Source organism: Microvirga sp. GN3 (assembly GCF_055792825.1).
The window spans coordinates 1-17,880 of record NZ_JBVVAK010000143.1 but is presented as its reverse complement, the minus strand read 5'-3'; the positions used below and the strand labels follow the sequence as shown (position 1 = coordinate 17,880).

The following is a 17,880-nucleotide window of genomic DNA, read 5'->3' as shown; positions in this document are numbered from 1 at the left end:
GTTACTCTCTTCTGTCATTCCTGTCCTCGGCGGTAGCGCAAGCGACCGAGGTAGGTAGGGTCTGTCGCCCACGAGGAAATGGCCAATGTGCTCCAGTTGAGGATCTTTCCGGACATGGCCTATCAGGGATCGCCCTGCCTTACTCTTGGTTAACCCTTCTTCCAATCGGGCTCTTTGGACCGGGAGCCTCTATCGCCTGGCGCAGTTCTCTCGGCAGTTAGGTTTCCGAGGATCATCCGATGACCAGGAACTCTCTCTACCTCGCCGCGCTCTCCACGCTCTTGCTGTCGGCGGCCTGGCAGCCGACGCAGGCTGCCAGCTTCGACTGTGCCAAGGCCGCGGCACCCGACGAAAAGACCATCTGCGCCGATCGTCAGCTCAATGATGCAGACGTCGAGATGTCCGTCCTCTACACCCAGCTCAAGCCGCTTCTTGGCATGGGCGCCCGCGGCGACATGGAGGATGAGCAGGCCGCCTGGCTCAAACGGCGGGCCAACTGCGGAGATGATCGTGCCTGCGTGAGCAAGGCTTATGACGACCGGATCCGCCAGCTGCGGAATGGATTTGAGGCGCTCGCCAAGCGGGGACCATTCTGACCACAGCCGACATGGACCTTCACCCGACAAGATCCGACCCATCGCCATTCCATCACATTGGATCGGCAGGGTCTCCTCTCTCATGCGTGAGGAGACGCTCGATGGCCACGTCGCTGTTCGCGGAAGACGAGATCACGGCCTGGGCCCAGCAGCTCGCCGACGAGCAGGGGCTAATATCGCTAAGGCACTTTGGCGTGAGATTCCCGATTTTGAAGCAGCCATTGACATCTTGGCGTGAGACTCTGAGGCCTTGGAACCTCAAGTTAACTCTGCCCATGCAAGACGGCTTCGGGAAATTCCCCTGCCTTGCTCTATTCCGGCTAACCCGATGCGCTGTTTGGCATTGAGCAGCGATCAAACGCTCCGAGTGACTGTTGCCCCGCCAGGCTCACTTCGCTCCAAATCAAGACAACGTTTGTGCGCCGAAGTCTCAGGTTAAATGCTCAACGGGAACGAGAATCTCGCGTTAAATGCCCAAGCTTCTGTCTCAGCCCCACTATCAAGTCACTGAAGTCGTTGAATCGGCTATCTCACGCCAAGATGCTTAGTGACAGCCGTTTCCCGAAGCAAGTCCAACATGGGTCCGTACAAATAATTGTTGAGCGCTTATCGGTAGCCTGATGCCTGCAACTCGAACAGTTCGGCATAGCGCCCGCCGGATGCGACGAGGTCTTCGTGTGCACCAGCTTCCGCAACGCGCCCATTCTCAAGAACAAGGATGCGATCAGCCATGCGGACTGTCGAGAAGCGGTGCGAGATCAGGATCGCGGTCTTGCCGCGGCTAAGGTCGCGGAACCGCTGGAAGACATCGTACTCCGCTCGGGCATCGAGAGCAGCCGTCGGCTCATCGAGGGTCAACACGTCGGCCTCGCGCATGTAAGCCCGTGCGATCGCGATCTTCTGCCATTCGCCTCCGGACAGGTCTGAGCCCTCATGAAACCTCTTTCCCAGTGGTTGGTCGTAGCCTCGGGGCAAACGGGCGATAACGGGATCTGCAAGGCTTCGCTCCGCCGCGTGCTGGATGCGGTCGCGATCGTCAGATGCCTCAATACGACCTGCTCCAATGTTCTCGGCCGCCGTGAAGTGGAATCTTACAAAGTCCTGGAAAATGATGCCAATATGACCTCGGAGATCTGCCAAGTCGTAGTCACGCAGGTCGCGCCCGTCGAGAAGAATGCGTCCCTCGGTCGGATCGTAGAGTCTGGCGAGAAGCTTCACGATCGTGGTCTTTCCAGCTCCGTTCTCGCCGACTAACGCCACGACCTCACCGGCCTGCAGCGTCAGGTTGAGGTCACGGACCGCCCATTGGTCTGAGTCCGGGTACCGGAATCCTACATTCTCGAATTCGATGCCTGATTGCAGGGGCCGCGGGAACGGATACGCATTTGGCCGTGATGCGATGCCCGGTCGGACATCGAAGAATGAGAATAGGTCCTCCAGGTACAGCGCCTGACCTGCAATCTGTGAAAACCCCAGCAGCAATCCCTCTAGGAGCCCCCGCAGCCGTAAGAATGACCCGGTCAGAAATGTCAGGTCGCCAATACTGAATTCACCCCGAACCGTCCGCCATACAATGAGAGCATAGGCCAGGTAGTACGCCAGGGACGCGAGCGCTGCAAAGAGCCCGCCCCAGGCTGCTCGGCGGATGGCAAGCCACCGGTTGTCGGTATACATGCGTTCCGCAAATGCTTGGAAGCGTCCAACCAGGAAGGAGTTGAGGCCAAATAGCTTGATCTCCTTGGCGGTCTCGACGCTGGAGCCAAGATAGCGAATGTAGTCGAGTTGCCACCGCTCCGGTGTGCGGAAATAGTTGAGCCGATATCCTTGTGCGTTGAAGTGAACCTCACCGAGAAAAGCCGGCAGGAGAGCAAGAAAGATCAGGCCAAGCAGCCATGGCGCATAGGCGATCAGACCGGCCGCGAGAGGGAGGATGGTGAGAACATCCTGTACCTGACCGAAAACCTGGGTCAGGAGGGTGGTTCGGCCGGTGACCTGACGGCGCGCACGCTCCAAGCGGTCCTGCTGATCACTGCTCTCGAACTGTTCGAGATCAAGCGTCGTCGCATGTTCCATCAGGCGCACGCTGGCGAAGTTGCTGTAGCGTTCGGACAGGAGACTATCGACAAGGGTGCTGGCTCGGCCGAGAAGATCGGCAGCAATGGCCAAGGCCAGTTCCAGCACGATCAGCCCGCCGAGCGCGTTGAGTCGGCCGCTGTCAATCCAATCGGCGAGGGTCAACCCTGGTGAGGGCAATCTTATCTGGGCGACAACCTCGTCGATGATGAGCTTGCCGACATAAAGCACTAGGATGGGAAGCGCCGCGCGAGCCAGCCGCAGCCCGAGGCTAGCGGCCGTGAGGGCCGGGCTCGCCAGCCACACCAGACGAAACAGGGATGGAAGGTGACGAAGGGCGCCCAGCCGCTCGCGCAAGGACAGGCTGGAGGGTACAGCTGAATTGGCCATGCTCTAAAGATGGGGTCGTCAGCTCAGCCGGCGAGCCGCGCTACAGCTCTCGAAGTTGGGATATCTTCTGACGCGGTGCGGCTGGTTTCCTCATGGCCACCGGGCTGTCGCGGAGACTCTGTTGCATTAACCTGTCAAGCCACAGGATGTAGTGGCGATTGCGGCCAGAAGGCATACTACGGAGTGTGCCTCACGCAATTTATGCAACAGTGCCTCTATCCCTGGCATCGGGCAACCTCATAGTGGGACACCAGGATGCACCATTTCGGGGGCTGGCAGGTTACGTACTCGCAATATTGGTCGCGATCTTATTTTCCAGGTCGTAGAGAATGCCGCCCACCATACCACTCGGCTCAAGAAGGCCAGCCTCGTAGGAGCGAAGGAAGTGGTCGATGTTGTTGCGCAACAAGGGCCTGTTTTCGGCGACAGTGTTCCGATGATCCCACACGTCCCACGCCAGAAGGCCGAGAGTGACTGCCCCTCCTGTGAGAGCGCCCCACGAGCCAGCGGCTGCCGCAACACCTCGCGTTGCCGCCTGCCGCCCCAAGACCGCAGCACCCTGGCGTGCGACTGAGGCTGTGAGAGCCCCGGTTGCGCGGGTCGCTCCCGCAACAACGGCAGTCCGAGCGAGTTGAGCCGACACGACGGGCGCTAGGTTCGTCACCACCGTTGCGCCACTCAGAACCAAGCCCGCCGAAAACGTTTTGAGCGTCAAGGGCACGCTGCGCCCTCCCTCTGTCTGGCTCACCGTCGTGGCGATGCTGTCCAGGTAGGCATCCCACTGTGCGGGTGGAATCTCATACTGGTTGGAAATGCGGTGCAGATGATCCTGAAGAGAGGTGAGGAACACGGTCACGGACTGCCTGGAGATCCTTTGCAGTTCCTCGTCGAGGAGGCCGGCCGGGATGACGCGCAGGCCGAATTCCTGGGCGATCTGAGCTTGCAGATCCCCGTCAGCGTCCCCGCCCGTCACCCAACTCGTGGCTGCATTGACAGCATATCCCCACGCGAGGCGCTGCTGCGTGAAATAGCCAAAATATCAGTCCAGGAACTCGCCATCGACCTTGCCCATCATGCGGGCGTGCAGTTTGCCGAGTTCCACGCGGGCATGGCCGAGCCCCTCCTCTCGGGCGTTCGCAATCGCTTGGCGAAGCTGTGGCGTGAGACGGGAGAGGTCGATGGGTTGGATGATGGCCTGCTCGCGCCCTCGATGCTCAGGCGGCGTGCTTGCCCACGGCACGATGTGCTGGAACATTGGCGCGGTCGTCACAATGACAACGGTGCTTGCAAGACACGTGCTGATTAATGCCAAACGGTCCAAAGCGCGCATGGGCCTGCTCCGTTGAATAGGGCCCGTAAAACAATACGGCCAAATTCGGCTGGTTTCCACAGCGTCCCCCGAATGATCAAGAATTGGGTTTGCCGTCTCATCAACCGGGCTTGCAATCGAGAGCATGAGGTTTCGTGGGGCAGGCAGTGAGAGGGTTGCCTCCGGGAGGCTGCGACCAAGCCAAATCGACCGCGGTGCAATAACAGCTAAGGCTACGGGCGATGTGGTTGCCCCACGTTTCCTTATGCTCTCCTACACGGCCGAGGAAACGGATGCTCTTGTTCAAGCCGCCCGCGAAAGGGACGAGGCACGGCAACGTGCCTGGGGGTCAGAAGACGAAAAACATCACACGGGGATCTACTCCGGATGCTGACCCTTAGGTTCCGTCCGGACTGTTTCGGTCCGCTTCACCACACCCCGCCTTTCCGCTCACGCGAGCGGGGATGCGGCCCCGCTTGAAGACAATCAGTATTGTGCGACGTGTCCTCCGGGAACGCTGACCCGCTTGGAAGGATTGTATCTTCGGTCCGACTGTGGAGGCGCCCATGATTGGCTTCAGGATTTCCGCAGCAGCAGTGTTCCTGGCAAGCCTCACTCTGTCCGTTGCCGCTGCCGAGAGCACGACAACCGAGAACACTATTTCTGATACCACGTGGCAGCATCACCTCTGGTTTCAGAAGTTCGATACGATAACCGATCCGGCAGTAACCGGCTCCATTGCTCCTCAGGCCCTTTCGGGAACAGGCACGAGCCGTCCAGAATGCGTTCCAACAGGACTGACGTTCAGCGATCCCCCGCTTGCGGATTGGCGGATCGGGTCCTGCTCATAATGATGCACAGGCGGCGAAGCGGGCATGCTCTACAGTCCTTCTCAACGTGAGAAGGATACGGACTCATGCATGTATTCGGAGCCTTTGAACGGCACTGTTGCAGTAACTTGGACTAGGCACAATGAACCCTGTCGAACGGGTCGCTCAGGCCGCAAGACCGAAGAGCTGATTGACGAGACGGACTTCTCCTGTCGCTCGACGGTCCCGCTGGATGCAAGGTCCGCGGCGGATCATGTGCATGATTTCAAAACCCTTCAGGGTCGCGGCAGCGGCTTTCATTGTCTGAAAGCCGCGCGTCGGACGGATCACGCGCTTGAGCGCACTATGATCCGCCTCAATGATGTTGTTCAAGTATTTCGAGGTGTGGTGCTCCACACCATTCGACAGCAGCCCTTCATTCTGCAGGCGCAGGATGGCCGTGGCATACGACGCCAGTTTATCCGTCGTGATAGATGATGGCGGGTAGTTGCTCATCGCCTCGAGGGCTTTACGCAAGAAGCGGTAAGCGGCGCTGGTATTACGGCGATCGGACAGCATGAAGGCGATCAACTGACCGTGCTTGTCGACCGCACGGAACAAGCATTTCCAGTTGCCGCCTACGCGGACATAGGTCTCGTCCACCCTCCAGGAACCTGAGCGAGGTCCTTGGTAGAATCGGAGCCGCTTCTCGATCTCCGGAGCATAGCGCTGAACCCAACGGAAGATCATGGATGGGTCAACGGCAATCCCGCGTTCCTGCATCATCTCTGCGAGATCGCGATAGCTGATCCCATACTTACAGTACCAGCGCACGCATAGAAGGATGGTCGTAACCGGTAAGCGGCGGCGCTTGAACAGAGACAACCGGACGGCTCCTCGACTGGCCACTCCGAATTACACCGCCAAAGTTAATGCAAAGAAGCCCAGCGCCGGCTCTGTTCCCGATTAAACCGCCTCGGGCCAGTGTGAATTGTCGAGTATCCGACTGACGAGGCACTGTTGTCGGCCTACAAGGTGAGGCAGTTTTCCGCCTGCCGTCCTCCACGATTTCGAGGCCGTCTTTGCCGCAATTTCACGCTACCTACAAAATCGTCGGCCGCGATGGTACTTGGTTGATTTTCTGCGACGATAAGCTTGTTGGAGGCTTTGTAGGAAGGTCCCAGGCAGAGTTGTTTGTTTTTGAGCGCGTTGAGGCCAGATGTGCTGAGCAAAAGGCGTCTAAAATCCTGATCGAAGACGAACTAGGCTGCGAGGAACACCATTGCCGCTGCTTCGAGGAAGCGCCTCCCGAAACACTGCTGTCTTAAGACAGAAACCCAGACAACCCTGCCACCGCTTGTTCGCCGTTCTATGTTGATTTCTGCGAATTACGCGAACATTCTTCCTACTCCCGAAGAAGTGGCTGCCAGCCGCGGATTTGGCTGTCGGAGCACAAGCGCGGGGGATCTCCGAAGATCTGCCAATAGCCCATGAGTCCTCGAGGGCTGAAGATCCAAAATCCCACGGTCAGAGGAAGAACAGGCGGGTCATCGTCCTCAACCATCCAGAGGATCACGGGCGTTCCGTCGCGTGGCGCGGTGCTGATTGGGGACCAGTTGCCACTCATGGCTTTTTCCCCATCAGCGGAAGCGCCATGTTCCTCGGCGATCTGCTCGATGGCCTGCGCAAGATCGGCTTCGGCTTGGCTCAAGGCCTGCGAGCGAGTGATTTCGGCGCGGGTCTGCTCAATGACCTGATTGGTCAGTTCAATCGTCTCCTCGACTGCCGCATCGAGAGATTGCATGTTCTGTTCAGCCATGTTTCTGGGCTACGCGCCCAGTGGGGCCAATCCTTGGCAATTACAGATCGCGATAGCCCCACCGCTGCTTCGCCCGGGCGACGGCCTCCAGAGCCTCGCCGCCTCGACCTCGTAGGCGGACGACGTTCCATACTCGACCTTATCGGAAATTCTGGACTATCTTCTCGCGCGTCCGCGAGGCTGATAAAGCTAGGCAAGCTCGGGGATAACCCATGCAAGATGAGCGTTATGCCTTGTTTCGAAATGAGAGAAGGAGCCGCATCATCCTGCTCCTTCTCGCCCTTCTGAGCGTGGGCCTCCTGGCTTTGGTGGCCGGATACCTGTTCTTCAATTTGTCCTTTGATCCATACAGCCCCGGCCGGTTCCTCTGGTAGCCTTTCCGCCTCATGAACTTTTGAGCGGCCGAGCCTCTCCGCGCTGTTCTCTGCTTGTCAAAAAGGGCATTATCGGAATTAGGCCGCATGGCCTAGGTGACATTCCAAGCCTCCAGCCTGATCTTGCCTGGAGCACTGTGCATCCAAGCCGAGAGAGCAGTTGTGGAACGACGCTTATCAGTCGCACTTGTGGGAATATTTATTGCGCCCTTGGTCGGCGTAGTGGCTGTATTGGCTGAAGTTGGGTTCGACCGGTGGAGCAGTTGGGGCCAGTGGGGCATACTGGGCATATCGGCCTACTATCATCGTTGGTTCTACTGGCTCCCAGTGGCTCTTGGGGCGATTTTCTGCCTCCTACTTCCTATCAATCCGTGGGCACGGATTGGGATCGTGATGCTCTACACGCCAGTTGTAGCCTTCGGGTATGTTTTAGTTCTGCTTACGTTGGGGTGTTTGCTTTTTAGTCAGTGTCCCTAGCGCAGGCATGTGCCAACCGCGAGTTTATAACGGTTCCATAAACGGCCTTCTCGGAAATTTGCAGTCATTCACGCGTGGCGCGGCCCGGGCCCGATGGACACGAGGCTCAACGAAAAGGAACCCGAGATGCCAGAGGGTGGGAGAAGCATCTCAGGTCCCGTGTGCTGTTGGCCGCTAACTCAACGACCGCTGACAAGGAAGGTTTCACCTTCGCCTCAGGCCAGAGATGCGGAGCGGGTGGGACGGTGCTGCCCCGCCGCCAAACGAGGTGGTTCCTCGATGTCGCCTGCTTCACCCGCAATACGTCCAGTTTAGCCTCAGGCTTCTCCAACGTGAGGCCGCCTTTCGAGGGAGTTCGGGCAGATTTTCGAGGTAGCTCGGGCCGAGAGCTGTGATTGTCGCTCAAGGTTCATCACGCCGCTTATCGGAAACTACGCTCCTATCTGATCAACCATTAAGAGGGGGTCGTCCGGCTCGGCCATGAGCTCTATTCTGCTCCTCATAAAACCGGGGTGCAGGATTAGGATGAGAACCGCCCGCGTCAGGCTGTCGGCCGATGCCAGCATGGGCGAGTTAATTACTGTCATGTCGGAAGGGCACCCCGACAGCGTCGACATCCTGTTCCTTGTCTTCCAGCACGCGACGTTCCCAGCAGCGGTCCTCCTCGACCTGGATGATATGAACATGCGTGGCAAGCAGATCTGGCTCGCCTTCCATCAAGTTTGTGACGGGCGGATCACCCACTTCATCCTCCGTGTCACCTACCGGGATGTAGCTCTGGTAAGTACCGTGAATGCGCTGACTCTCGGAGAGCGCGAACAAGCAGTTTGTCATAGCGGCAGCGAGCAACACTTAGGTCAGAAATTTTCCTTCCGTAGCTCGCGACCCAACTCAGTGCCATAAAGGGGCTTATCGGAAGCCAATCGAGGGGCTTTCCGCGCGCGTCAATGTTCTTGCCTGAAGCAAAAGGCGGATCGCGAACGATTGTGTACAGGGTTTTCTTCGCAACTCCGTCAGCAGAGCCTCGGTGATCCATCAACAGTATCGACAATGTGCGAACACCTATAAGTCCGGCATTCGGGAGCAAAAGCCACCAGGCTTGATCTAACCCTGTCAGGGTCCATTCCTGTCGAAGGCCGGAGCTGACTTGAGCTGATCCGCGGGGATCATCACAATGATCTTGCCGGGCGTGAGAACGCGGCTGATCTGCATCTCGCTTCTCGCCTTCTGTCCTTCGGCGGTGCTCGCAGGCAATCCCTCGCTTTGGATTGTTCCGGTCGTTGCCGTCATGCCGACAGGATCGATCTCAACCGCGTGGACCGGAACCGCAACTGCCCGGCTGCCGATGCCTGGAGTGCCGCTCACCTTGACGATATAGGCGGCCACCTTGCCGTCATGGTTCAGCACAACGTCCTCGATCTCACCGATGGTCTTGTTGTCGGTCCCAACGGCATTCTGGCCAATGACATCCGTGAGGCGTAGAACGCCCTGGCTCCCTTCCTGAGTGATGAACCGACTGTCCGCGGGTCGAGCATCCGTCGAACCAATGGGGAGCTGCGCATTGCCTGCGGGAGGAGCTGGAGGCTGCCCCTGAGCGATGGCTATGGAGGCCAGCAGAGTGGAGGAGAGCAGGCCGGTGGCAAGCAACTTTGTTTTCATGGACGATCTCCTTCAGGGACGATCTTCCGAGGACCATGTCCGGCTAACGCAGCGCGAGTCGCTTGGTTCTGCCGGGGACAGGGCTGATCAACCGTAGGCATTCCAGGCCCGCATGAGCCTCGCCCTTGTTTCCTTGTCCATGACGTCCCTGGCCTTGCGGTTGGCCGCAATGATCGGGCACGTGGGGCACGGCTTTCCTTCGCATCACACCCAGTCGGTGGCGAAAGCGCCGAAAACCGGAGGCCACCGGACGCACTCAGACTTGATCAAGTCTGGCGGCTATTGCTGATGAACGTCGCATCAACGGCACCTTGCATCTCACGAGAGCTGCCGGAACTGGCAGAGTGAGTTCCTGTCCATCGCGGTGCTGCTGGTGCTCGGCATCGACCTGCGCGATCGCGGCTCACCGGAGTCGAAGCCTGTCGCGGCCCCGCATGCCACCAGGCTTGATCGCGCTCGGTCAGGTTTGTCTTCGGGACCGGACCTGAAGGACCGGCCACTGCGTTTTCATCCTGATCACGGATCAAGGGCTAACCATCCCGCACGGAGGGAGGTGCTCATGAGACGAACCACGTATTACGTGTTCCACTCGGCAACGGCCCCTGACCTGCGTGGCATCACCGGCGATCCGGACGGTGCGACGCTCCCTGCCTCGGACGGGCCCTGGACCCTGGAGCAGCAGATCGCCCCGGATGAGCCTTGGCCTCTGGACGTCGTCCAGTCCGTCGTCGCATTCGGGATCGTGGAGAATGGCTGCTATCTCTGGGGCCCGATCCCCCAGCACGCGTCATCCAAGCCCGTCATCGAGAGCGACCGTGTCGAGGGCACCGCGGTGTCCGATCTCCAGGGGCACCGGATCGGCACCATCAAGCGGTTGCTGATCGAGAAGGTAAGCGGGCGAGTGGTTTACGTCGACGTGACCTTCGGCGGTTTCCTGGGATTTGGGGTCCACCATCACACCATCCCCTGGGCGAAGCTCTCCTATGACACCCAGCTTGAGGGCTATCGCACCGACATCACCGAAGAGCAGGTCCGCGGCGCTCCCGCCTTCTACGGCGATGACGAGGTCTGGCCCGACACGAAACGTGAACAGGAGATGCGGGACTACTGGCGTGACTTACCCACGGGCCGGTCTGAACCGCCGTAACCAAGCCTGACAGAGGCACTCAAGAGGAGGAAGCCATGAAAGTCAGTGAAGTCATGACACGGGACGTCCGGCTGATCGAGCCGACCCAGACCATCCGCGATGCGGCGAAGCTGATGGCCGAACTGGATGCCGGCATCATGCCGGTGCGCGAGGGTGACCGGCTGGTCGGCATGACCACCGACCGCGACATCGCGATGCGGGCCGTCGCCGAAGGCAAGGGACCCGACACAGCGATCCGCGAGGTGATGACCGAGGACGTGAAGTACTGCTACGAGGATGACGACACCGAGGACGTGGCCCGCAACATGGCCGACATCCAGGTTCGCCGCCTGCCGGTGCTCGACCGCGACAAGCGCCTGGTCGGCATCATCTCGCTCGGCGACATGGCGGTGACGGATGAGGCCGGCAAAGCCGGCGAGGCGGTCGCCGGCATCTCGCAGCCGGGTGGCCAGCACAGCCAGACCGGCGGATCGCGCACGTGAGTTGGTATACGGGGAGGGGCCGTCACAGAGTCCCTCCCCGGTGATCTGATGACGTCCGAGAGACAGGCTGACTGAGGACAATGCCGTCGACGGCCTTCTGTTTTTCGGCGCGACCAAGTGGGCCGGGAGGCGCTCAATGATCTGGGCACGCAGGATCATCGCCCCGGGCGAGTGGAACGAGGCCCAGGATCAGTTCGAAAGCCTGTTCGTGAAGCTCGGGTGCCCGGGCCAGATGATGCTGGTGGCCACCTCCGGCCCCGGTGCCACGACGCTCTACGCGAGCCTCCCGAATGCGGTTCTTCTGACCACATTAGCAGGGTTCGAGCGGACCGGTGACGGCGAGCTCCCGGCCGAAGCCTCGCTCCTCGTCGGCCATCCCCACGCCTTCGAGAAACGCTTCAGATATCCCAAACGGCCGTCCCTGTGAGAAGCCCAGGAGGCAAGGTTTTGAACAGGTCAGGGGGACGGCTGCGTGAGCTTGCCACAGGCTTGTAGGTTGATGCTGTCGATTCACGCTTCATGATGGGACTGGCGGTCGCTGACAGATCAATGGCTTAGCTGAGACCGTTGTGCAAAACATGGCATTTCATTTGAGACCATTTGCATCTCATGTGAGACTGCCTGACCAGTTCGTTGACTCTACCTTCCCGCATGAACGGGTTCTCCCGCGCTGAAGAGCCGACGAAGAGTTCCAGGCCCTCATGACAGCCATCTTACGGAGCGTTCCGCTTCGACAGCCTCTTTCCGGTCTGCCCAGAGAATGTCATTGTTCTGCGTCGAGCGGAGAAGTTGCCATGGATGTGGTGGTGACACCTGCCGAGCTCAAGCCGGCAGGGACCTGGATGTTGAGCGATCGACTTGGGCGGCCCCTGGGAACCATCAACGCGGTCTCGCCATCGTTGTTCGTCATCGATGCACCCCGCGATTCCAGGCTGGCCGGAATGGGGACGGCCAACTTCCCGTCTCTCGATGACGCAATGTCAGCCATCGCGCGCCACATGAAGGGCGAGTGTCAGCTTTCCAGCGGTGACAAATAACGCGATGCTGGGGCTTGGACCGCTTGCCCAAGCCACCTCAGGCCCCAGCTCTTTCCCTGTCCAGCCCCCGCATCACCTAGGTTGCGGTCCATTCCTTGCCTCTGGCCGTCCGAATATGTCGCTCATACAGCGCAGTCGCGAGCCCATCACGCATCGTCGGGAACCACGGACTCTGAATTCGGAGATGAGGGCTTCCGCGGAGGGCATCCTTCAAACATGAGGCAGCGCTCGCTTCCTCGGCGGCCCGCCCGTGGAAGGCTGAGGGGAGGCCTCAGGAGCGTCGAATACCTCTACCTTGTCGATAGATCCGCTTGGCGAGAGCGCTTGCGTCTTCTCGGGCCTTGTCCGCGAGTTCCCGCCTGATGTCACTGAGGCAGCCAAGCGCCTGATTGCAGTCAACGCAGCGGACGATCGAGCCATCATGAGGCATCGGGGACACAACGGCCCGTGTCGAGCCACAGGTCGGACATTGGTAGCTCAGCTCAACTCCGCCCTTGATCAATGGATGAGGTTCCTGTGTCCAAGCCGCTTCGGCCGCAACAAAGCCTAGCGCTGGCAGTTATGATTTCAAAGTGGGACCTATCCGGAAGGATGGAGCCAACCATGGCCGATCGAAAGCCAGACCCACGCCGGGCAGAGCACAAGGAAGCGGTGCGCTTATCCTGGAAGAGCCGGCACATTCCCCTTGGCACGCTGCTGTTGGGCGGGTTGCTCTTGGCGGCCGTGCTCTCCGCCATCTTCATCGTGATTTCCCAAGGGCCACACAATCCGATCCCTTGATCATTCGAGCGGTGGATCGATGCATTTCTCGCTCGCGGCGCCGACCGTCGGCACTGGAGAATGTCTAAACATCGTCGACTTTTTGCCTTGCCAAACTGACTGAGTGCCTGAACGATGGCCCAGGCGATCGCTTCGTCACAGTTATCCCGTCAGCTCTACGCTCTGATTGAGTTTATCCCACCCTCGCCCGTGGGCCGCATCTTCGGGCTTGGCTGCTCGTTTCTTCTGAGGCGAGGCTCCTCAACCGTCACTCCTCCAAATAGCACTGGCACTTATGATCGCTTCCTGCGAACGCCAGCCCGATGCGATGATAAGAGGTCTTCTGAACCCGCTGACGCAGTCCCATCAACTGAGAGTTTCAGGCGACGTGCAGCACAAGGGTTCCCGCGGCCAGGACACCGAACGCAAACCCAGGAGGCCTTCGCTATGAGCGCCGTACCCGCAGAGAACATTGCGCTCCATATTGTCCGCCATCTCGTGCGGGGCTTGGGCAAGGCCGAAGGGCAGGGGATCTCGATTCAGAGCCTCAGGCACTGGTGGACGGTGAGCCTGGGCCAGCGCAGCGACGATTTCAAGCTCGGCCTCGAATATGCCGCCACCTGCCACTGGATCGAGCATCGCCCTGACAACACCATTGTGCTGACCGGCCAGGGCGCTGAAAAGGGTGGCACGATGCGTTGAACGGCAGGTCGGGGGCGCACGGTCGTGAGCATCTCATGATCGATGGTGATCGGACGCGAAGCCCTCTGCCCTGAGGCACACGCATTCCGAGATGCGGCTGGAGGGGCATCGGCGATCTTCAACGCTCGTTCCCGAAGTCTGTTCCAGGACGCCGCACCAAGCGCATCACTGCTTTCAATCCTCGCGCACCGCCGGAAGGGCCGAGGATCGGCAAAACCTTCATCCACGCCTGCACCCAGGGCAGTGAGCAGGCTCCAAGAAGCACGACTACGCTGCGTCGGATTTATCCTAGAGTGGCATCCCCGATGTGCCAGGAATGTCTCCCGAGCGGTGAAGAAGTGCTAACATGCTGGCAGCGCGTCAGAGGTGTTCCTCTGGAGGAACAGAGCCGGTGTTGCATCATCTTCGAGTGAGAGCTCAGGCTGTCGGACTCGTCGCGGGGTTGTTTGCGTCCCCCGTGTTCGCGGCCGAGACGATCGAGGCCATCGGTGCGGAGCGATGTGGAGGGCTGCAGAAGCCGTATGCCGTTGAGTTTTTGGCCCCGGAAGACGCCGATGTCCAGGCGCGCGCGAAGAGAATGGTCAACGAGAGCGAAGACATTGACAGCGCTCCACCCGCTCTCCTGCTCGATGGCAAGCTCTGCTCGGACGGGCGCTGTGCCTTTCGAGCCAGAAAGGGGCAACTCTATCAGCTTGCCAGCAAGAGCACAGACCCGCCGTTGGGCAGGCTTTGCATCTCCATCACCCGACCTTGAGGTGCTTAGAGGAGGTTCCCACTGACGACCTCAGTCATCTTCCCTGCAACCGTGAGCGTCATTTCAGGTGCTGGGCAAGGTGCTTGTTCATCTCGAACATGCTGACCTTGTTCTTGCCCCCGAACACCGGCTGTAGCTTCTCGTCCGCCATGATCTCGCGCTTGTTCTGCGGGTTCTGGAGCTTGTGTGTCTTGATGTACTCCCACACCTTGCTCACCGCCTCCGGGCGTGGCAAGGGAGCCGACAATGGCAGCCAATTCCGGCGAGGGCTGTAACGGCTTCATCAAAGCTGCATTCAGCTTCCGAGCTTCTTGAGACCCTGACATTGTGCAACTCCATTGTTATGCCCACTTGGCATTTGCAAGGGTCGTATTGGCCTGCGCGTCGATGATCTTGGACATTAGTCCGAGACCGGCGCCGGGCTCCGCGCCTTGCTGGTTCTTCTCTGGCCCGCGAGCTCCTTCAGGAAGGCATCGGCCCACCAGGAGATGTCATAGCGCCGGAGCACGTCGATCATCCGCCGCCAGCGGGCGATCCGCTCCGCCTGTTCCATGTGGAGGGCCGTGCTGATCGCCTCAGCCACCTCGAACTTGTCGTTGGGGTTGACGATGAGCGCGCCGCCGAGCTGCTCGGCAGCGCCGGCGAACTTGGACAGCACCAGCACGCCGGGATCCTCCGGATCCTGCGCGGCCACATATTCCTTGGCCACAAGATTCATGCCGTCGCGCATCGGCGTGACGAGGCCCACCCGGGCGATGCGATACAGACCCGCCAGCACGCTGCGGGGATACGCGCTCGTCACATAGTGGATCGGCACCCAGCCGGGTTCGCCGTGCGCCCCGTTGATCCGGCCGAGGGTCTCGCTCACGGTCCGGCTGAGCGAGGCATATTCGGGGACCTCGCTGCGGCTCGTCGGAGCGATTTGAAGATAGGTCACGCGGCTGCGCTGATTGGGGTTGCTGATGAGAAAGCGCTCAAAGGATTCCATTCGCTCAGGGATTCCCTTCGAGTAGTCAAGGCGGTCGATTCCGATGATGAGGCCGCGCGAGCCGAGGCTGGCGACGGTCTGTCTGATCAGGCGATGCGTGGCAGGGCGGCGGGCCGCCTGCTCGAAGCTACTCACGTCGATGGCAATGGGAAACCCCGTCACCCGTGTCTGGCGACCGCCGAGAACGAGCACATCTGCTGTGCGCTGGGTGGCATCGAATTCCTGGATGATGCCGCGCCGGAGATTGTCCGCATCCCGCTCGGTCTGCACGCCGACGAGATCGTACTCCGTGATCGCGCGCAGCAAGTCCTGGCTTCCGGGCAAGGTTCCGATCACCTCCGGAGCTGGCCAGGGGATGTGATGGAAATAGCCGATCCGATTGGCCAGGCCGAGTGCCCGCAGCTCGGCTGCCAGCGGGATCAGATGGTAGTCGTGTACCCAGATGAGATCATCCGCCTGGATCAGCCGCGCCAGCGCGCGAGCAAAGGTTCGATTGACCCGCAGATATCCGGCGTAGTCCGCTCGGGAGAATTCCGACAGACCAATCCGGTAATGCATCACGGGCCAGAGAGCCCGGTTGGCGAAGCCGCTGTAATATTCCTGACGGTCGGTGGCGGTCAGGTCCATCAGGGCATAGCGCACATTGCCCTTGTCGGTCATCTTGGGCTCGGCGGATGGATGGGCCGAAACTTTCCCGCTCCAGCCGAACCATAAACCTTCCTGACCCTGAAACGCTTCGCGCAGGGCAACCGCCAAACCGCCGGCGGAACCCTTGCCTGCAGCATCGGGGATTGCGACCCGATTGGACACGACGACGAGGCGGGGCAACAAGCTCTCCGGACTGTGCCGAGACAGGCACCATGACGATACTCCATCCCAAATAGGGCAATCCTGCGTGATAACAGTCTCAGCGATCAGATCGTGTTCTACGGCGCCGGAGCATCCGGGCCCGTATGGGGCAAGCAAGGGCTTGCAGACTCGCCGGATCGCGCCATAGCGTTCGCCCACCGCCGGTTCCAGCTCCGTTCGGCTGAGCACGGTGACACCTCCACGGCCTTGGCAGATCAACCCGGCCGTTTAACGCATGCAGGTGAAAGCGTTGATCGGGCGACAGCCTGGCCATGCCTCTTGCAACTGTTCGGCCATCCCAGAGGCTCCAGCCGCTGGCGGATTCCGTGACTGTTTCGCCGTTCTCCTCCAACAGCGCATGGCAATCCCTGTCGCTGCAACAGGAAGCCGGGTACCAGTCATGGGCCAGAGCCGCCGACGACCCAAGAAGGAACAGGAACAAGGCCAGTGATCATCTGGAACAACAGATCATACGAGGTCTCCATGGAGATCGCCCGACAACGCTGAGATGCACTCAATGTTCGGCAACGCTCTTGTGCCGCAGGCGCCAGACGGAGTGACGACTTGCACCCCAGAAGCAAGACAGGATTCGGTGTTCCCACCACATTCCGCCGCTCCTGCGGGCCGGCTGGTCCTGCCATTCATTCCCGATCCGGGCGTTTCGGAGGATGCGAGCCGATCGGGCGATCCAGTAACTTGCGGGATTTTTCGATCCCCCGCTTCGTCTCCCTCGCGGCACCGCGCATCGCTTTGCGACTCTGGCACAGGTGCGCGTCCTCGTCGCGGGTAAAATGTTCGCCGTCGTGAGTGTCGAAATAGAAGCGGTCCATCAGGCGCTTCCGTCTGCCACAGAGGCGAGAGCGCACGTATCTCTCGGCCGTCAGTGCATAGCCAGCCCGTTCAGGTCGGCCCCACGGGCTTCGTGACGGGAGATAAGCGCTGACGTCAGACGCGAGGGGTTGTGGGAAGGGGCTCCGCGTCCTCCAGCCAAGCATGGGTTGCGGCCTCGCGAGCGGTCTGCTCGTCCTCGAAATCACGACTGGTGGGCTTCTCAAAGCCGCAGACGTGGCACTGAACAGCGGCAGCAAAGCCACCATCCTCCGTGATGAAGCTCAGGACGGATGCTGCATCGCAGGAACACTGTGGACAGAACCTCTGGCTCATGTGGCTCTTCCTTTCCCCAGCCATTGCTGCTGATTGACGAGGTTAACGCATATGGTGCCGCTTTCGAGCCAAGGAGGCCGCGACAAGTTTGTGCGACGCAACGTGGCAGAAGTTCGAGAGCGAGGGCAAGATGGCACTGACAGCATCTCGGGGCTGGAACAAGATCTGCTGAACTTGCTCTGACCCCAACAAGGCGAAATGGCGCGCTCGAGCTATTAAATAGCTCCGGAGGGAGGACGTCCTGCAACCTCCCCGTCCCGGGCAGGCTCGAGTGCACCTTGGCGCCTGATCGACTTCTTGGCGCGGGAAAGGATGAGTCGTCATGGCCATCAGCCGTTCTCGGGAGGATTGAGATCGTGGCGGAGACAGGAGGGTACCACGTTGTCCTCGGTGCCACCGGCGGCGCCGGTCGGGCCCTCGTGGCCGAGCTGGCCCGCCAGGGCCGGCGCGTGCGGGCGGTCAGCCGCAGAGCCCCTGAGCCAGGGCCCAAGG

Annotated in this window: 19 protein-coding genes and 2 pseudogenes; 11 read left to right on the top strand and 10 right to left on the bottom strand. The window is 60.2% G+C overall.

Annotation, left to right across the window (positions count from 1 at the left end):
• Positions 1–239 precede the first annotated feature (239 nt).
• Positions 240–596, top strand: a complete 357-nt coding sequence (locus tag ACS5Q1_RS37860; protein WP_473103079.1) for a lysozyme inhibitor LprI family protein — start codon at positions 240–242, stop codon at positions 594–596.
• Positions 597–1,202: 606 nt separating this feature from the next.
• Here the strand turns inward: ACS5Q1_RS37860 and ACS5Q1_RS37855 are convergent.
• The 3 genes from ACS5Q1_RS37855 to ACS5Q1_RS37845 form a co-directional block, all read right to left on the bottom strand.
• Positions 1,203–3,059, bottom strand: coding sequence for an ABC transporter ATP-binding protein (locus ACS5Q1_RS37855; RefSeq protein ID WP_473103078.1), 1,857 nt, complete (start codon positions 3,057–3,059; stop codon positions 1,203–1,205).
• Between the two features lie 280 nt (positions 3,060–3,339).
• Entirely contained in the window at positions 3,340–4,032 is a 693-nt protein-coding gene (locus ACS5Q1_RS37850) for a hypothetical protein (RefSeq protein ID WP_473103077.1), read from the bottom strand.
• A 66-nt stretch (positions 4,033–4,098) separates the two neighbouring features.
• Positions 4,099–4,314, bottom strand: coding sequence for a hypothetical protein (locus ACS5Q1_RS37845; RefSeq protein ID WP_473103076.1), 216 nt, complete (start codon positions 4,312–4,314; stop codon positions 4,099–4,101).
• 620 nt (positions 4,315–4,934) lie between these two features.
• Between ACS5Q1_RS37845 and ACS5Q1_RS37840 the strand changes: the two genes are divergently transcribed.
• Positions 4,935–5,219, top strand: a complete 285-nt coding sequence (locus ACS5Q1_RS37840; RefSeq protein WP_473103075.1) for a hypothetical protein — start codon at positions 4,935–4,937, stop codon at positions 5,217–5,219.
• A 144-nt stretch (positions 5,220–5,363) separates the two neighbouring features.
• Here ACS5Q1_RS37840 and ACS5Q1_RS37835 read toward each other — a convergent pair whose 3' ends face one another.
• Both ACS5Q1_RS37835 and ACS5Q1_RS37830 read right to left on the bottom strand, forming a co-directional pair.
• Positions 5,364–6,062: an IS6 family transposase gene (locus ACS5Q1_RS37835; protein ID WP_473103074.1), complete on the bottom strand. Its 699-nt coding sequence runs from the start codon at positions 6,060–6,062 to the stop codon at positions 5,364–5,366.
• A gap of 520 nt (positions 6,063–6,582) precedes the next feature.
• On the bottom strand, positions 6,583–6,981 hold the full coding sequence (locus ACS5Q1_RS37830) for a hypothetical protein (RefSeq protein ID WP_473103073.1): 399 nt from the start codon (positions 6,979–6,981) through the stop codon (positions 6,583–6,585).
• A 1,391-nt stretch (positions 6,982–8,372) separates the two neighbouring features.
• On the opposite strand from ACS5Q1_RS37830, the gene ACS5Q1_RS37825 reads away from it, so the two are divergent.
• Positions 8,373–8,750 (top strand): hypothetical protein, encoded by a 378-nt coding sequence (locus ACS5Q1_RS37825; protein ID WP_473103072.1) that lies wholly within the window; start codon positions 8,373–8,375, stop codon positions 8,748–8,750.
• A 210-nt stretch (positions 8,751–8,960) separates the two neighbouring features.
• Here ACS5Q1_RS37825 and ACS5Q1_RS37820 read toward each other — a convergent pair whose 3' ends face one another.
• The gene (locus ACS5Q1_RS37820; protein ID WP_473103071.1) at positions 8,961–9,506 is read right to left on the bottom strand and encodes a PRC-barrel domain-containing protein; all 546 of its coding nucleotides are present in this window, start codon (positions 9,504–9,506) and stop codon (positions 8,961–8,963) included.
• A gap of 334 nt (positions 9,507–9,840) precedes the next feature.
• Here ACS5Q1_RS37820 and ACS5Q1_RS37815 point away from each other — a divergent pair.
• The 8 genes and pseudogenes from ACS5Q1_RS37815 to ACS5Q1_RS37780 all read left to right on the top strand — a co-directional run.
• Positions 9,841–9,933: pseudogene (locus ACS5Q1_RS37815) on the top strand (DUF6766 family protein); the annotation flags it as partial.
• A 132-nt stretch (positions 9,934–10,065) separates the two neighbouring features.
• Positions 10,066–10,653, top strand: coding sequence for a PRC-barrel domain-containing protein (locus tag ACS5Q1_RS37810; protein ID WP_473103070.1), 588 nt, complete (start codon positions 10,066–10,068; stop codon positions 10,651–10,653).
• A gap of 35 nt (positions 10,654–10,688) precedes the next feature.
• Positions 10,689–11,135 (top strand): CBS domain-containing protein, encoded by a 447-nt coding sequence (locus ACS5Q1_RS37805; RefSeq protein ID WP_473103069.1) that lies wholly within the window; start codon positions 10,689–10,691, stop codon positions 11,133–11,135.
• Positions 11,136–11,271: 136 nt separating this feature from the next.
• Entirely contained in the window at positions 11,272–11,562 is a 291-nt protein-coding gene (locus ACS5Q1_RS37800) for a hypothetical protein (protein ID WP_473103068.1), read from the top strand.
• Positions 11,563–11,929: 367 nt separating this feature from the next.
• Positions 11,930–12,172 (top strand): hypothetical protein, encoded by a 243-nt coding sequence (locus ACS5Q1_RS37795; RefSeq protein ID WP_473103067.1) that lies wholly within the window; start codon positions 11,930–11,932, stop codon positions 12,170–12,172.
• Positions 12,173–12,775: 603 nt separating this feature from the next.
• A complete protein-coding gene (locus ACS5Q1_RS37790) occupies positions 12,776–12,952 on the top strand; it encodes a hypothetical protein (RefSeq protein WP_473103066.1) in 177 nt (58 codons plus the stop codon).
• A 426-nt stretch (positions 12,953–13,378) separates the two neighbouring features.
• A complete protein-coding gene (locus ACS5Q1_RS37785; RefSeq protein ID WP_473103065.1) occupies positions 13,379–13,633 on the top strand; it encodes a hypothetical protein in 255 nt (84 codons plus the stop codon).
• Positions 13,634–14,024: 391 nt separating this feature from the next.
• Positions 14,025–14,387 carry a hypothetical protein gene (locus tag ACS5Q1_RS37780; protein ID WP_473103064.1) on the top strand — a complete coding sequence of 121 codons (363 nt, stop codon included), beginning with the start codon at positions 14,025–14,027 and terminating at the stop codon, positions 14,385–14,387.
• 58 nt (positions 14,388–14,445) lie between these two features.
• Here the strand turns inward: ACS5Q1_RS37780 and ACS5Q1_RS37775 are convergent.
• From ACS5Q1_RS37775 to ACS5Q1_RS37760, 4 genes and pseudogenes are all read right to left on the bottom strand, one after another.
• A pseudogene (locus tag ACS5Q1_RS37775) lies at positions 14,446–14,677 on the bottom strand (SWIB/MDM2 domain-containing protein); the annotation flags it as partial.
• 110 nt (positions 14,678–14,787) lie between these two features.
• Positions 14,788–16,203, bottom strand: coding sequence for an alpha,alpha-trehalose-phosphate synthase (UDP-forming) (otsA, locus tag ACS5Q1_RS37770; RefSeq protein ID WP_473103063.1), 1,416 nt, complete (start codon positions 16,201–16,203; stop codon positions 14,788–14,790).
• Between the two features lie 662 nt (positions 16,204–16,865).
• On the bottom strand, positions 16,866–17,054 hold the full coding sequence (locus tag ACS5Q1_RS37765) for a DUF6894 family protein (RefSeq protein WP_473103062.1): 189 nt from the start codon (positions 17,052–17,054) through the stop codon (positions 16,866–16,868).
• A gap of 115 nt (positions 17,055–17,169) precedes the next feature.
• Positions 17,170–17,388, bottom strand: coding sequence for a hypothetical protein (locus tag ACS5Q1_RS37760; RefSeq protein ID WP_473103061.1), 219 nt, complete (start codon positions 17,386–17,388; stop codon positions 17,170–17,172).
• Positions 17,389–17,880: the final 492 nt, after the last annotated feature.